Genomic DNA, 14822 nt, shown 5'->3' with positions numbered 1-14822 from the left:
ACATCCAGGCGCTCATCCTCCGCCCACGTCCGGCGCCGTACTACGGCAGCCACGCCTTCGTCGAGATCACCGATCCCGCCGGCGGACGTGAAGCCGTGCGCAAGCTGCTCACCCGAGTGACGTCGGCTGCCGACTGGCGGGAACCGCGTCCCGCGTGGACCGCGGCAGCGCTGACGTATCCCGGGCTCGAGGCGCTCGAGGTGCCGCGCTCCTCACTGGAGTCCTTTCCCCGGGCCTTCCGCGAGGGCATGGCGGCACGAGCGGACAGACTCCGTGACCACGGGCCGAACGACCCGTCGCGATGGCAGTCACCGTTCGGCACCGGGCGCGTGCACCTCATGGTCAGCGTGTACGCGGACTCGGAGGAGGCCTGGCGCAGGGAACTGACCGGCTACGAAGAGCAGCTGTCCATGCTCACCGGTCTCCGCGTCCTGCTGCGGCAGGACTTCGGGGCACAGCCAGACTCCCGAAACGCGTTCGGCTTCAAGGACGGCTTCACGCAGCCCGTCGTCGAAGGCAGCGGCGTGGAGGGATGGCCCGGGGACGGGCGTGCGATCCGACCCGGAGAGTTCATCCTCGGCTATCCCTCAGAGGGTGGCCACGTATTGGACTCTCCAGCGCCGGATTCGCTCGGCCGGAACGGCACCTACCTCGTCTTCCGCAAGTACCACTCCCATGTCGACGCGTTCAACCGCTACCTCCACCGCGGCGCCGACACGGAGGAGGGGCGTGAGCTCCTCGCCGCGAAGCTCGTGGGCCGCTGGCGCAGCGGCGCACCCCTCGAACTCGCCCCCGATCACGACGACCCCGAGCTCGGAGCCGACGACTCACGCAACAACGACTTCCGCTACAGCGGCGATGCGTTGGGCCTGCGCACTCCGGTCGGGTCGCACATCCGACGGATGAATCCTCGCGACACGCAGTTGAAGGTGCTCAGCGACGTCAACATCCGCCGCATCATCCGCCGATCCACCACCTACGGAGAGCCGCTGGGCGATTCGCTGTGCGACGACGGCCGACCGCGCGGTCTCGACTTCATCGCCATCAGCGCCCGAGCGATCGACACCGTCGAGTTCCTGCAGAGCGAATGGATCAATTCCGGCAACTTCATCGGCCGGGGAACGGAGAAGGATCCACTGCTCGGCGTTCAGGACGACAACGCCTACTTCACCGTGCCCGGCACCCCGCCTCGGCGCATCTCCGGAATCGAGACGTTCAACACGCTCGACGGCGGGGAGTACTTCTTCATGCCCAGCCTCACGGCACTCAAGTGGCTGGGCGACCTCTGAAAGGACTGACGTGACAACGACCTTCACCCGCTACCGAGACGACCTGGAACAGCCGGCCGAGAACGAAGACGAGATCATCGCCACGATCCTCGCCTCGATGGGCCGCGCCAACCAGGCCGTCGCCGAGAAGCACAGACACGGCCTCCGCGATGCCCATGCGAAGAGTCACGGCATCCTCGCCGGAGAACTGCGCATCCATGCCGATGCCCCCGCACCCTACCGGCAGGGTCTGTTCGCCGAACCGGCGACCTATCCGGTGATCGTCCGCTTGAGCACGGCTCCGGGCGACCTGCGCTCGGACGAGTTGAACACCCACCGCGGCATGGCCGTCAAAGTGATCGGAGTGCCAGGCGAGCGCGCCGTCGACGACGGCGCGATCACACAGGACTTCCTCCTCGTCAACGACGAAAGACTGCCGTTCGGGACGCTCGAGAAGTATTTGGAGTTCCAGAAGGTTCTCGAAGCCCAGCCGGGTCAGACCGACTCCGAGATCCGCTCCTCGACCCGAGCGGCGAAGGCGGTTGCTGCGGTCCTCACCGCGGCCCGACGCCCGCTGCCGGTTCCCGTCGAGGTGGCCACTGCGAGCAACAACGACATCCTCGGTGAGACATTCAACTCGCTCGCGGCGCTGCGTCACGGGGACTACGTCGCGAAGATCAGCGCTGCTCCGCGCACCCCGGCGCTGCGTGCCCGCACCGGAGCCGCGATCCCCAAGGGTGAGTCCGCACTCCAGCAGGTGGTGGCGGACTACTTCGCCCACAACGCCGGCGAGTACGATATCCGCGCGCAGCTGTGCATCGATCCGGCCGAGATGCCCATCGAGGACGCATCGGTCACCTGGAACGAGGCGAAGTCACAGCACGTCTCCGTCGCCACCTTGCATCTGCCTGCGCAGGAGACATACAGCGATGCCCGCCGCATCTACGCTGACGACACACTCTCATTCAGCCCCTGGCACGCGCTGGCTGCGCATCGCCCGCTCGGAGCCATCATGCGCTCACGGGCCCGCGCGTATCCCTCGTCCTCACACTTCCGACATGGATACAACCAAGTCGCAGCCCATGAGCCGCAGGACATCTCGGAACTGCCCGACTGAGCTGAGGTGCTGGTCGGGTCAGATCCAGATCGCGGGATCGAAGAGCTCGAAGTCCGCCTCTGCCGACTCCTGCGGCTCCGGCGCCGGAGCAGCACCGGTGCGCTTCGGGCGGACGGTGGCGGGGATGCCGACCGCGCTCGATTCGGCGGGGACGTCCTTGACGACGACGGCGTTCGCCCCGACCGAGGAGTTGTCGCCGACGACGACGGGTCCGAGGATCTTCGCACCGGCGCCGACGAGGACGTGGTTGCCGATCGTGGGGTGCCGCTTCGTCTTCTCCATCGACGTGCCGCCGAGGGTGACCTGGTGGTAGAGCATGACGTCGTCGCCGATGTCCGAGGTCTCGCCGATGACGACGCCGTTGGCATGGTCGATGAAGAAGCGTCTGCCGATCGTCGCACCGGGGTGGATCTCGACCCCGGTCAGCGCCCGCACCGCTTGGGACAGGAGTCGCGCGGGGACCTTGAGCTCATCGTGCTGCCACATCCGGTGGAGTCCACGGTGGGCCCAGATCGCATGGAGGCCCGGGTAGGAGAGGATCGAGACGAGATCGCTCGAGGCCGCCGGGTCGCGGCGCTTGACGGTGTCGAGGTCCTCCCGCAGTGCGGCCCGGACCCTCGGCCTCGTCAGACCGTATGCCGCCGCACCCGCCGCGGCGGCTGCCGCCGCCCACAGTGCCTTCATGTCCTCATCTCCTCATCCCGTGTGCTTCTCTTCCCCTCACAGAGTGCTCAAGGGGCGCCGGTGACCGACGCCCCTTGAGCGATCCCGTGCTGTCGGTCCCCTCAGTCGTCGAGGTACTGGGAGAAGAGCGGCGTCGAGAGGTAGCGCTCGCCGAAGTCCGGGAGGATGACGACGATGCGCTTGCCGGCGAACTCCGGCCGCGAGGCGACCTGTTCGGCGGCGACGAGCGCGGCGCCGGAGGAGATGCCGACGAGCAGGCCCTCCTCCTTCGCGAGCTCACGGGCCCGATCGAAGGCGGCGTCGTTGTCGATGTCGATGACCTCGTCGTAGATCTCGGTGTCGAGGATCGCCGGGACGAAGTTCGCGCCGATGCCCTGGATCGTGTGCGGACCGGCTTTGCCCTCGGTGAGCAGGGGCGACGCCGAGGGCTCGACGGCGACGATCCGGACGTCGGGCTTCGCCTCGCGCAGGGCGGCTCCCGCACCGGAGATCGTACCGCCGGTGCCGATGCCGGAGACGAAGACGTCGATGTCGCCATCGGTGTCGGCGAGGATCTCAGGGCCGGTCGTCGCCTTGTGGATGGCGGCGTTCGCCTCGTTCTCGAACTGACGCACGAGCACCGCGCCGTCGGCGGCGATCTCCTCGGCCTTCTCGACCGCGCCCTTCATACCCAGGGCCTTGTCGGTGAGGACGAGTTCGGCGCCGAAGGCGCGCAGCAGGGCGCGGCGCTCCTTCGACATCGACTCCGGCATCGTGAGGACGACCTTGTAGCCGCGGGAGGCCCCGACCATGGCCAGGGCGATGCCGGTGTTGCCCGAGGTCGCTTCGACGATCGTGCCGCCGGGCTGGAGCTGACCGGACGCCTCGGCGGCGTCGATCATCGCCACGCCGATGCGGTCCTTGACCGAGTTCGCCGGATTGTAGGATTCGAGCTTCGCGATGATCTCGGCCCCGGTGCGCTCGCTGGCCTGATTGAGGCGGATGAGCGGGGTGCGACCGACGAGTTCGGAGACGTTGCTGTAGATGGTCAAGTCATGTCCTTCCAGATGTCCGTGGGCAGTCGAGCCTCGGCTGCGGCTGTCATCTCGTGGAACGAGACGTCACACGCCCATCTTAACCACGCGGTCCCGACGATCGCCTCCTCACAGGTTGCTCAACAATCAGTGTTCGCTGGGGGCGAAATCCTGCGTCACATTCCGACGCACGGAATGAATGACCTGGCACCGTGCGCGTTCACACGTGCCTGGTTGCTCCGAAACTCGGAGTGGTGTCGATAACCGCTGAGCAATTACAGGCGCAGTGGGCGCGCTCGGGCGCCTCGCCCGTTGACCGAGCGCTGCCGCGCGCAGGCGACCTCAGCGCGAATTCTGAGACAATTCGGCGGGTCTGCGGATGACGAAGCTCTCGTCCGCAGCGGGCCCCCGCCCTGCCTGCGGCTCGATACGATGGAGACCATGACCGTTCATCCCATCGTCATCTACGGCGAACCCGTGCTCCACCGCCCTGCCGACCCCGTCACGGAGTTCGATGACGCCCTCCGGACTCTCGTCGCCGACATGCACGAGACCCTCGATGCGAGCAACGGAGTCGGTCTCGCCGCGCCGCAGATCGGCGTGGGTCTGCGGATCTTCGTCTACCACGCCGAGGATGACGCCGGGGTGCGCCGCCGCGGGACCTTCGTCAATCCCCGACTCGTCGCCTCCCGGGTGCCCGACGGTCGCCCCGATCCCGGCGAGGACACCGAAGGATGTCTGTCGGTGCCGAGCCTCGACTACCCGCTCAAGCGCGCCGACCGGGTCACGGTCACCGGCGTCGACGAGGCGGGCGAGCCCGTCTCACTGAGCGCCGAGGGCTGGTTCGCCCGCGTCATGCAGCACGAGTTCGACCACCTCCAGGGCACCCTCTACGTCGACAGGCTCGACAAGCGCTGGGCGAAGAAGTGGAAGAAGGAGCAGGCCGCGGCCGGCTACGGCGAACCGGGAATGTCCTGGATGCCGGGCGTCGACCCGGATCCGTTCGGCCACTGAGCGATCAGGTCACCGAGGCACCGGGCCACTGAGCATTCTGCTCACTGTGCGGGCGCGCCGTCTCCGGTCTCGAGTGACTTCTGCGCCGCGGCCAGCCGGGTGTCGAAGTCGTCGAAGGTGTCGGCAGTCTCCTCGAGCTCGGTGAGGAGACCGGAGATGACCTCGGCCTGGGAGTCCGCGTCGATGCGCAGCTCCCGGAACTGCCAGTCGGCGGAATCGTCGGCGGCGGTGCGGGAGAGGACGTCGAGGACCCGGTCGCCGAGCTCCCGCGAGCGCTCGGAGTTGTGGAGCAGCACGAGCTGCTGGTCGAGCTCGAGCAGCCGCAGATAGTAGTCGTGCATCGACACGACGCGATTGGCCATCGAGGTGAACGCGACCGCGAGCTTCGTCAGGTACGCATCGACGGTCTTCGCCGTGCCCGCGTCCTTGATGCTCTCGATCTCCTCGCGGAGGCGGACGAGTTCGCGCAGCCGCACACCGATCGACGCCACGGCGTGGTCGAGGTCGACGCGGGAGACGTGGTCGGTGAGGATCGGATGCGTCCAGGCGCGGGTGCGCACGATCTTGCGGGCGATGGTGACGGCGAGATGGAAGAGACGCTGCTCATCGGTGTCGCGTCCTTCCTTCCGGCCGGGCTGGAAGCCGAGGCTCGCCGGTGTCAACCACTCGGCGTGTGCCGCGCGTTGCCGGTTGCGGCGGTTGAGGCGGCGGGGATCGCGCAGGTACTTCGGTCCCGTCACGGCGGCGAAGACACCGGTGCCCACAGCCGTCGCCCCACCGAGGACGCCGAAGGTCAGGGCGGCATCGAGGTACCCCGCGAGCAGCGCAAGGCCGCCGGGAGCGGCGAAGCCCGTGGTCACGGCCGCACCCGTGGCCGTCCCGCCCTTGAACACCGCGGAGGTGCGGAAGAAGTTCCGGCGCATCGCGCCGGTGAGCATGATCGCGCTCGGGGCTCCGGCCGTGTACCGGTAGCCGCGGGCCTTCCAGGCGGCGAGGATCTCCTCGTTCACGCTGTCGGGCACCAGCACCCGGTAGATCGGCACGGTTCTGCCGCATTCGTCCTTCCACAGCGACTTCCACGCATGTGCCACTGCGTCCACCTCCACGCTCAGCAGGGGCGAGCCGGCTCGGCCGCCGACGCGCGCTCCGGGGAGAATGCGAACAGCCACACCCTCCGACTCTCTGCGGGAACCCCGGGGGTCCCCATTGCTCAGAAGTCTAGAGGGTGTGGCTGGATCAACGCTGAGTCCGGCTGGGCGTCAGCCGTTGATCTTCGCGAGGATGAGCTCTTTGGCCTTGCCGGCGTCGGCCTGACCGCGGGTGGCCTTCATGATCGGCCCCATGAGCGCGCCGATGGCCTGCATCTTCCCGCCCCTGATCTTCTCGACGACGTCGGGGTTGCCGGCGATCGCCTCGTCGACGGCGGCCTCGAGCGCACCGGTGTCCTCGACGATCTCGAGACCGCGGGCAGCCATCACCTCGGCGGGGTCGCCCTCTCCGTCGGCGACTCCGGCGAGGACTTCCTTCGCCAGCCGGTCGTTGAGCTTGCCGTCGGCGAGCAGGGCCGTGAGATCGGCGACCTGGGCCGGGGTGACGAGCTCGGTCGGGTGGATCTCTCGCTGGTTGGCGAGTCTCGCGACCTCACCGGTCCACCATTTGCGGGCGGCAGCGGCGGGCGCCCCGGCGGTGACGGTGTCCTCGATGGCCTCGAGGAGACCGGCGTTGACGATGTCGCGCATCTCGAGATCGGAGAAGCCCCATTCGGCGGTCAGTCGGCGGCGCTTCTGGGCGGGCAGCTCGGGCAGCGACTCCTTGATCTCGGCGACCCAGTCGCGGGAGGGCACGAGCGGGACGAGGTCCGGCTCCGGGAAGTACCGGTAGTCGTCGGCGTCGGACTTCAGGCGGCCCGAGGTCGTCTCACCGGTGTCCTCATGGAAGTGGCGGGTCTCCTGGACGACCTTCTCACCGGCGTCGAGGACGGTGGCCTGGCGGGCGATCTCGTAGCGCACGGCGCGTTCGATCGAGCGGAACGAGTTGACGTTCTTCGTCTCCGTGCGGGTGCCCAGCGGTGCCTCGGGGCTCTCCCGCAGGGAGACGTTGACATCGGCGCGGACGTTGCCCTGCTCCATCCGCGCCTCGGAGACGCCGAGGGCGCGGAAGATGTCGCGCAGGGTCCGGACATAGGCGGCGGCCACCTCGGCGGCCCGCTCCCCCGTGCCCGTGATCGGGTGGGTGACGATCTCGACGAGGGGCACCCCGGCTCGGTTGTAGTCGACGAGCGAGTGGTCGGCTCCGTGGATGCGGCCGGTCGCCCCACCCACGTGCGTGTTCTTGCCCGCGTCCTCCTCCATGTGGGCGCGTTCGACGGGGATCGTGAACTGGGTGCCGTCCTCGAGTTCGACCTCGACCTGGCCCTCGGAGGCGATGGGCTCATCGGACTGGCTCGTCTGGAAGTCCTTGGGCACGTCCGGGTAGAAGTAGTTCTTCCGGGCGAAGCGGCAGGATTCGGCGATCTCGCAGCCGAGCGCCAGACCGATCCTGATCGCGTACTCGACGCCCTTGGCGTTGACGACGGGCAGGGAGCCGGGCAGACCGAGCGAGGTCGGGGTGATGTTCGAGTTCGGTCCGCCGCCGAAGGTGTTCGGGGCGGCGTCGAACATCTTCGTCGCCGTGCCGAGCTCGACGTGGACCTCGATGCCGATGACCGGATCGTACTTGGTGATCGCCTCTTCGTACTTCACTTGGTCAGTCCTTCCGCAAGGGTGTCGAGGACACGGGATCCGGCGGCTTCGAGAGCGGCCTCGAGGGGGCCGGCGACGGCGTACATCCGCCGGTCCTCACGCGCCGGGGCGAGCACCTGGAAGCCGACGGGCAGGCCGTCGGCGAGGCCGGCGGGCAGCGAGAGGCCCGGGATGCCCGCGAGGTTCGCCGGCAGGGTCGCGACGTCGCCGAGGTAGAGGGCCATCGGGTCGGAGGCGGACTCCGCCCCGAACTTCAGCGCCGTCGTCGGGGCCGTCGGGGAGACGAGGACGTCAACGGAGTCGAAGGCCTTCGCGAAGTCCCGCTGCACGAGGGTGCGGATCTTCTGCGCCGACCCGTAGTAGGCGTCGTAGTATCCGGCCGAGAGCGCGTACGTGCCGAGGATGATGCGGCGCTTGACCTCCGCACCGAAGCCGGCAGCGCGGGTCGCGGCCATGACGGTCTCGGCGGTCACCGGCCCCTCGGTCGGTTCGACGCGCAGACCGTAGCGCATGCCGTCGTAGCGGGCGAGGTTCGAGGACACCTCGGAGGGCATGATGAGGTAGTACGCGTCGAGGGCGTAGGAGATCGAAGGCACGTCGACCTCGATGATCTCCGCCCCCGCGGCAGCGGCGACGTCGAGGGCTGCGGTGAACGCGTCGCGGACCCCGGCGTCGTAGCCCTCGCCGATGAGCTGCTTGATGACGCCGAGCTTCTTGCCCTTGAGCGTTCCGTTCTGCGCGAGCGCGACGAAGTCGTCGACCGGGTCGGGCAGCGAGGTCGAGTCGAGCGGGTCGTGTCCGGCGAGCAGCATGTGCAGGGCCGCGGCATCGGCGACGCTGCGGCCCATCGGGCCGACCTGGTCGAGGCTCGAGGCCATCGCGATGATGCCGTAGCGCGAGATCGACCCGTAGGTGGGCTTGACGCCGACCGTGCCGGTGAAGGCCGCGGGCTGGCGCACCGAGCCGCCGGTGTCGGTGCCGACCGACAGCGGGGCCTGGAAGCCGGCGAGCGCGGCGGCCGCACCGCCCGAGGAGCCGCCGGGAACGTGCTCGAGGTTCCACGGGTTGCGGGTCGTGCCGAAGGCCGAGTGCTCGGTCGTCGATCCCATCGCGAACTCGTCGAGGTTCGTCTTGCCGAGGACCGGCAGGCCCGCGGCCTTGACCTTGAGGTGGACGGTCGATTCGTACGGGGGAACCCAGTTCTCGAGGATCTTCGAGGCTGCGGTCGTGCGGACGCCCTCGGTGACGACGAGGTCCTTGAGGGCGACGGGCACACCGGCCAGCGCGTGGAGGTCCTCACCGCGGCTGCGCCGGTCGTCGACGTCCTTCGCCGTGGCCAGGGCGAGGTCGTCGGTGACGGTGATGAAGGAGCCGAAGTCCTCCTCGGTGTCGCGGATGCGGTCGAGGTGGGCCTGGGTGACCTCAACGGAGGAGAACTCGCCGGATGTCAGTCCTGCGGCGAGTTCGAGGGCGCTCTTGGCAATGAGTTCGCTCATCATTCCTCCCCGAGGATCTGGGGGACGAGGAACTTGTCGTCGGCTGCGGCCGGAGCGGCGGCGAGCGCCTGCTCGCTCGTCAGGGTCGCGCCGACCTCGTCGGGACGGAGCACGTTCGACAGGGCGATCGGGTGGCTCGTGGCCGGAACGTCGTCACCGACGACCTCGTTGACCCTCGCGACGTTCTCCAGGATCGTCGAGAGATCGCCGGCGAGTGCGGCCAGTTCGTCTTCGCTCATGGCGATCCGCGACAGCGACGCCAAGTGCGCCACCTGTTCGGGGGTGATTGCGGAGGACTCCGTCATTCCCTGCCTTTCATCGTCGTTCAACACTGCGCTCCAGTCTAATGTCTCGACCTGCGCGCACCGGCACGCTGTGACCGTGACCCATCCCTCGCCGAGGCGGGCGTGCTCACCGTGCGAAGACCGGGGGTCGACTCGTCACCGTCACCGGCGGCAGGCCGGCGGCATCGACCGGTTCGACCCGCACGAGCGTCGACAGCGCCGCGGGTCCCTGCGCGAGGCGGGACGTGCCGTGATCGGCGGTGAGGACATTGGGGTTGCCGTGGACCTCGAGCGAGGCGGGGTCGGTCGGGTCCGCGGCCTCATACCAAGCCCCGGCGGAGAGCTGGACGACGCCGGCGCTGATGTCCTCGCTCAGTTCGACCCCGGCCAGGCACGCGCCCCGGGAGTTGACGATGCGGACGACGTCGCCGTCGGCGATGCCGCGGGCCGCGGCGTCGGCGGGGTTGAGGCGGCAGGGTTCGCGTCCGGCGATCTTCGCCGCCTGGCTCGTCTCACCCGTGTCGAGCTGGCTGTGGAGGCGCTGCCCCGGCTGGTTCGACACGAGATGGAGCGACCCGGCCGGGGCGTCGGCAGCGCCGAGCCATTCGATCGGGGGCAGCCACGCGGGGTGTCCGGGGCAGTCGTCGTAGCCGAAGGCGTCGATGGTCTCGGAGAAGAGCTCGATCCGCCCCGACGGGGTCGACAGCGGATGGCCTGCGGGATCGGCGCGGAAGTCCGCGAGCAGCACCGTGCTGCCCTGCGGGACGTCGACTCCCCCGTCCGCCCAGAACGTGGCGAAGTCGGGCAGCGCGATGTCATGGGCGGCAGCGGCCTGCCGGGTGCGCGTGTAGAGGTGTTCGATCCACTCCATCTCAGTCCGGCCCGCGGTGAAGGACTCGTGCGTGCCGATCCGGGCCGCGAGCGCTGAGAAGATGTCCCAGTCAGCGCGGGCCGCATGGCGGGGATTGAGCGCCCGGTGCATGGCGACGATGCGCTTGTCCCCCGAGGCGGCGCCGAGGTCGTTGCGCTCAAGGGTCGTCGTCGCGGGCAGGACGATGTCGGCCTGCCGGGCCGTGGCCGTCCAGAAGGGTTCGTGGACGACGATCGTCTCCGGCCGCTGCCATCCGCGGCGCAGCCGGTTGAGGTCCTGATGGTGGTGGAAGGGGTTCCCGCCCGCCCAGTAGACGAGGCGGGTGTCGGGATAAGTCCTCACCTCGCCGTTGAACTCGTAGTCCTCACCGGGGTGGAGGAGCATGTCGGCGATGCGGGCGGCCGGGATCGGCGCCGTCACCGGGTTCTCCCCGACGGGCAGGCGCGGCGCGGGGAACGGATACTGCCAGTTGCCCATCGTGCCTGCGGCCCCGTACCCGAATCCGAACCCCGCTCCGGGCAGGCCGATCTGTCCGAGCATCGCCGCGAGCGCGAGCGCCGCCCAGTACGGCTGCTCACCGTGGTCGGCGCGCTGCAGCGACCAGGCGACGGAGATCATCGTCGTCGTGCCCGCCATCTCACGCGCCAGTTCGCGGATCGTCTCCGCAGGGATCCGGGTGATCTCGGCCGCCCAGTCGGCGTCCTTGGCGATGCCGTCGCTGTCGCCGAGGAGGTAGTGGCCGAAGCGCTCCCACCCGACGCAGTGGGTGGTGAGGAACTCCTCGTCGTGGAGGTCCTCCGTCAGCAGCGTGTGGGCGAGTCCGAGCATGAGCGCGGTGTCCGTGTTCGGTCGCACCGGCAGCCACTGCGGGTCGAGGAAATCGGGGGCGTCGTCCCTGAGCGGGGAGACGGAGACGAACCGGCAGCCGTTGTCGTGGGTGGCCCGCAGCCGGTCGGGGATCGGGTGGTCGGAGAGGCCCCCGGATTCGAGCTGAGTGTTCTTCAGCGCGATCCCGCCGAACATCACCCACAGCCGGGTGTGCTCGGAGACGACGTCCCAGCTGCTGAGCCGACCGTTGGCGAACTGGGCGGGCCCGAGGACGTGCGGGAGGATCATCGCCGCCGCCCCGAAGCTATAGTTGCCGACCTGCGAGGTGTGTCCGCCGAAGGCGTTGAGGAACCGGTGGAGCTGGGTGCGGGCGTGGTGGAATCGTCCGGCGCTCGCCCAGCCGTAGGACCCGCCGAAGATCGCCGCATTTCCGTGCTCGCTGCGCACCCGCTCGAGTTCCCCGGCGACGAGGTCGAGGGCCTCGTCCCAGTCGATCTCGACGAAGGGCTCGGCGCCGCGCAGATCGGTTCTGCGCTCATCGGTGCGGCGGGCGGAGGCGTCCGGCGCCGATCCCGTCTCGCCGCGGCGTTCGGCGCGCACTGCCGTCAGCCACGAGCGTCGCACGGCGGGTCGGCGCACGCGCAGGTCGGAGTCGACGGAGTCGGCGAAGTCGTGGATGAGTCGGCTCGGGCGGGCATCGGTGTCGGGCGGAACCGCCTCGATGAGGGTGTCGTCGTCGACGACTGCGGTGAAGGACCCCCAGTGCGAACTGTGCGGAACAGTGCTCATGGGGTCCTCTCTATCACACGCTCACGCGCTCCGGCCAGGTTCGCTCACCGCGGATGTAGCCCGCCATGTCGCCGAGGACGCGGTCGGCGTCGGCCTGGGTGAATTCGCCGGCGCGCACGCCTGCCTGGAGGTCGGCGGCGAGTTCGGTGATCCGCGATTCGACCGATTCGCCTCCCGTCCCGGCGGCGAGCGTGAGGTTCGGTGACGTCGCAGCCGTGACGGCGGCGTCGGTGGTGCGCGGGGCGAGGGCGAGCGGTTCGGGTCTCTCGAGTCCCTCACCGCGTTCGGCGCTGCCGGGCAGTCCCCCGCCCCACGGTTCGCCCTGCTCCTGCGGAGCCCCGGCCGTCGGCGCGGTGCTGCGCTTCGTGTGGTGGTCAGGGCTGAGGACGAAGTCGGCGAGACCCGCTCCCAGAGGTGCCGCGGTGAGAACTGCTGCCAGAGCGACCGCGGTGCCGGCGATCAAGCGGGGGAATGCCTTCATGGCTCCCACTCTGCCAAACCATTCTGTCCTCATTCTCCGCTCCGCCTGAGACGTTCCTGGTCTCAGGCAAGGGACCCGGTCGCCAGCAGCGTCCGGAAGCCGTCTTCGTCGAGCACGGGCACCCCGAGCGCTTCGGCCTTCTCGAGCTTCGATCCGGCGTTCTCCCCGGCGACGACGTAGTCGGTCTTCTTCGACACGGAACTCGCAGCCTTGCCGCCGGCGGCGAGGATCGCCTCCTTGATGCCGTCGCGGGTGAACGTGCTCAGCGATCCGGTGGCGACGATCGTCAGCCCGGCCAGGGTCTGCGGTGCGGTCTCACCGACTTCGTCTTCCATCCGGACTCCGGCGGCACGCCACCGGTCGACGATCTCGAGGTGCCAGTCGACGGTGAACCAGTCGCGGATGCTCGCAGCGATCGTCTCCCCGATCCCGTCGACGGCGGAGAGCTCCTCGAGGCTCGCCTCGCGGATGGCGTCGAGGGAGTGGAAGTGGGCGGCCAGGGTCCGGGCGGCGGTCGGTCCGACGTGGCGGATCGACAGCGCCACGAGCACCCGCCACAAGTCCTGGTCGCGGGCCTTGTCGAGTTCGGCGAAGAGCTTCTTCGTGTTCTGGCTCGGGGCACTCGGCTTCTTCGCCGTCCCCCGGGTGTAGAAGTACGGGACGAGTTCCCGCTCCCCCGTCTCGACGCCCTTGACGCGCTTGTTCCGCCAGATCTTCACGTCCGCGAGATCGTCGGGGGTGAGGTCGAAGAGTCCGGCCTCCGAGGACAGCGGCGGGGTCGCGGGTTCGGCGGGCGCGGTGAGCGCAAGGGCGGCCTCCTCGCCGAGGGCTTCGATGTCGAAGGCGGCCCGGGAGGCGAGGTAGAAGATCCGGTTGGTCACCTGCGCCGGGCACGACTGCGCGTTCGGGCAGCGGACGTCCTTGTCGCCCTCCTTCTGCTCGCCGAGGAGGGTCCCGCACGACGGGCAGTGGGTGGGCATGACGAATTCGCGTTCGGAGCCGTCGCGGGCGGCGACGACGGGGCCGAGCACCTCGGGGATGACGTCTCCGGCCTTGCGCAGGGTGACGGTGTCGCCGATGAGCACGCCCTTGCGCTTGACCTCGTATCCGTTGTGCAGCGTCGCGCGTTCGACGGTGGAGCCGGCGACGGTGACGGGTTCCATCACCGCGAACGGGGTGACGCGGCCGGTGCGCCCCACCTGCACCTGGATGTCGAGGAGCTTCGTCGTCACCTCCTCGGGCGGGTACTTGAACGCCGTCGCCCAACGCGGGGCCCGTGAGGTGTAGCCGAGCGCCTCCTGGACGGCGAAGTCGTCGATCTTGACGACGATGCCGTCGATCTCGTGGGAGACGTCGTGGCGGTGCTCACCGTAGTAGGAGATGAACTCCTCGATCTCCTCGACGGTCTCGAGGACCTTGTAGTACTCGCTGATCGGCAGACCCCACGAGCGGAACTGCTCGTAGACCTCCGACTGCTCCTTCGGCTCCGGGTGCGAGGCGTCGGCGGGCGTCCATGCGGCGATGCCGTGGACGAGCATGTGCAGCGGACGGCTCGCCGTGACCGCCGGGTCCTTCTGCCGCAGCGACCCGGCGGCGGAGTTGCGGGGGTTGGCGAACGGGGGTTTGCCCTCGGCGACGAGCTGCGCGTTGAGTTCGGCGAAGGCCTCGATGGGGAAGAACACCTCGCCGCGGATCTCCACCTCGGCGGGCGGGAACTCCGTGTCGAGGTGCTGCGGGATGTCGGAGATCGTCCGGACGTTCGCGGTGATGTCCTCGCCGATGCGCCCGTCGCCGCGGGTCGCGGCGCGGACGAGTTCGCCGTCCCGGTAGAGGAGGTTGACGGCGAGTCCGTCGATCTTGAGCTCGCAGAGGAACTTCGACTCAGCGCTCACCGCGCCGCTGACCCGGTCGTACCACTCGCGCAGCTCGGCGAAGTCGAAGACGTTGTCGAGGCTGTACATGCGCCCGATGTGCGTGACCGGGGAGAACGTCGTCGTGTCGACGGATCCGCCGACGGTCTGCGTGGGCGAGGAGTCGGTGACGAGCTCCGGGTACTTCTCCTCGAGCGCTTCGAGTCGGCGGGAGAGCTCGTCGTATTCGGCGTCGGAGACGAGCGGCGAATCGTCCTTGTAGTAGGCGGCGCGATGCGACTCGATCTGCTCGGCGAGTGCGGCGTGGGCCTTCGCCCGGGCCGCGGCGTCCTGCAGGTCCAAGGTGTCGTCCATGGTCGTGTCTC

The 14822-nt window shown here is 69.1% G+C and carries 12 protein-coding genes; 3 read left to right on the top strand and 9 right to left on the bottom strand.

Annotated elements, in window-relative coordinates:
- Positions 1-1289 (top strand): Dyp-type peroxidase (locus FFS20_RS12055; protein ID WP_137826086.1); only part of this gene is annotated, 1289 nt, incomplete at its 5' end.
- Positions 1290-1299: 10 nt separating this feature from the next.
- The gene (locus FFS20_RS12050; protein WP_137826085.1) at positions 1300-2385 is read left to right on the top strand and encodes a catalase family protein; all 1086 of its coding nucleotides are present in this window, start codon (positions 1300-1302) and stop codon (positions 2383-2385) included.
- 18 nt (positions 2386-2403) lie between these two features.
- Here the strand turns inward: FFS20_RS12050 and epsC are convergent, their stop codons facing one another.
- Both epsC and cysK read right to left on the bottom strand, forming a co-directional pair.
- Positions 2404-3069 (bottom strand): serine O-acetyltransferase EpsC, encoded by a 666-nt coding sequence (epsC, locus tag FFS20_RS12045; RefSeq protein WP_137826084.1) that lies wholly within the window; start codon positions 3067-3069, stop codon positions 2404-2406.
- Positions 3070-3170: 101 nt separating this feature from the next.
- On the bottom strand, positions 3171-4100 hold the full coding sequence (gene cysK, locus FFS20_RS12040; protein ID WP_137826083.1) for a cysteine synthase A: 930 nt from the start codon (positions 4098-4100) through the stop codon (positions 3171-3173).
- Between the two features lie 423 nt (positions 4101-4523).
- Here cysK and def point away from each other — a divergent pair, with 423 nt between their 5' ends.
- Positions 4524-5096, top strand: a complete 573-nt coding sequence (gene def, locus FFS20_RS12035) for a peptide deformylase (protein ID WP_137826082.1) — start codon at positions 4524-4526, stop codon at positions 5094-5096.
- Positions 5097-5137: 41 nt separating this feature from the next.
- Here def and FFS20_RS12030 read toward each other — a convergent pair whose 3' ends face one another.
- From FFS20_RS12030 to ligA, 7 genes are all read right to left on the bottom strand, one after another.
- Positions 5138-6196 (bottom strand): hypothetical protein, encoded by a 1059-nt coding sequence (locus FFS20_RS12030; protein ID WP_137826081.1) that lies wholly within the window; start codon positions 6194-6196, stop codon positions 5138-5140.
- A gap of 159 nt (positions 6197-6355) precedes the next feature.
- Positions 6356-7837 carry an Asp-tRNA(Asn)/Glu-tRNA(Gln) amidotransferase subunit GatB gene (gatB, locus tag FFS20_RS12025; RefSeq protein WP_137826080.1) on the bottom strand — a complete coding sequence of 494 codons (1482 nt, stop codon included), beginning with the start codon at positions 7835-7837 and terminating at the stop codon, positions 6356-6358.
- Positions 7834-9333 (bottom strand): Asp-tRNA(Asn)/Glu-tRNA(Gln) amidotransferase subunit GatA, encoded by a 1500-nt coding sequence (gene gatA / locus FFS20_RS12020; RefSeq protein ID WP_137826079.1) that lies wholly within the window; start codon positions 9331-9333, stop codon positions 7834-7836. The genes gatB and gatA overlap by 4 nt, the downstream gene beginning before the upstream one ends.
- Positions 9333-9638, bottom strand: a complete 306-nt coding sequence (gatC, locus tag FFS20_RS12015; RefSeq protein ID WP_137826078.1) for an Asp-tRNA(Asn)/Glu-tRNA(Gln) amidotransferase subunit GatC — start codon at positions 9636-9638, stop codon at positions 9333-9335. The genes gatA and gatC overlap by 1 nt, the downstream gene beginning before the upstream one ends.
- A 106-nt stretch (positions 9639-9744) precedes the next feature.
- Positions 9745-12105: a molybdopterin-dependent oxidoreductase gene (locus FFS20_RS12010; protein WP_137826077.1), complete on the bottom strand. Its 2361-nt coding sequence runs from the start codon at positions 12103-12105 to the stop codon at positions 9745-9747.
- 13 nt (positions 12106-12118) lie between these two features.
- The gene (locus tag FFS20_RS12005; protein ID WP_137826076.1) at positions 12119-12586 is read right to left on the bottom strand and encodes a hypothetical protein; all 468 of its coding nucleotides are present in this window, start codon (positions 12584-12586) and stop codon (positions 12119-12121) included.
- Positions 12587-12648: 62 nt separating this feature from the next.
- Positions 12649-14811 (bottom strand): NAD-dependent DNA ligase LigA, encoded by a 2163-nt coding sequence (gene ligA, locus FFS20_RS12000; protein ID WP_137826075.1) that lies wholly within the window; start codon positions 14809-14811, stop codon positions 12649-12651.
- Positions 14812-14822: the final 11 nt, after the last annotated feature.

The sequence above is a fragment of the Brevibacterium sp. 2SA genome (assembly GCF_005502845.1).
Classification (GTDB): domain Bacteria; phylum Actinomycetota; class Actinomycetes; order Actinomycetales; family Brevibacteriaceae; genus Brevibacterium.
This window is presented reverse-complemented; position numbering and strand designations above follow the sequence as displayed.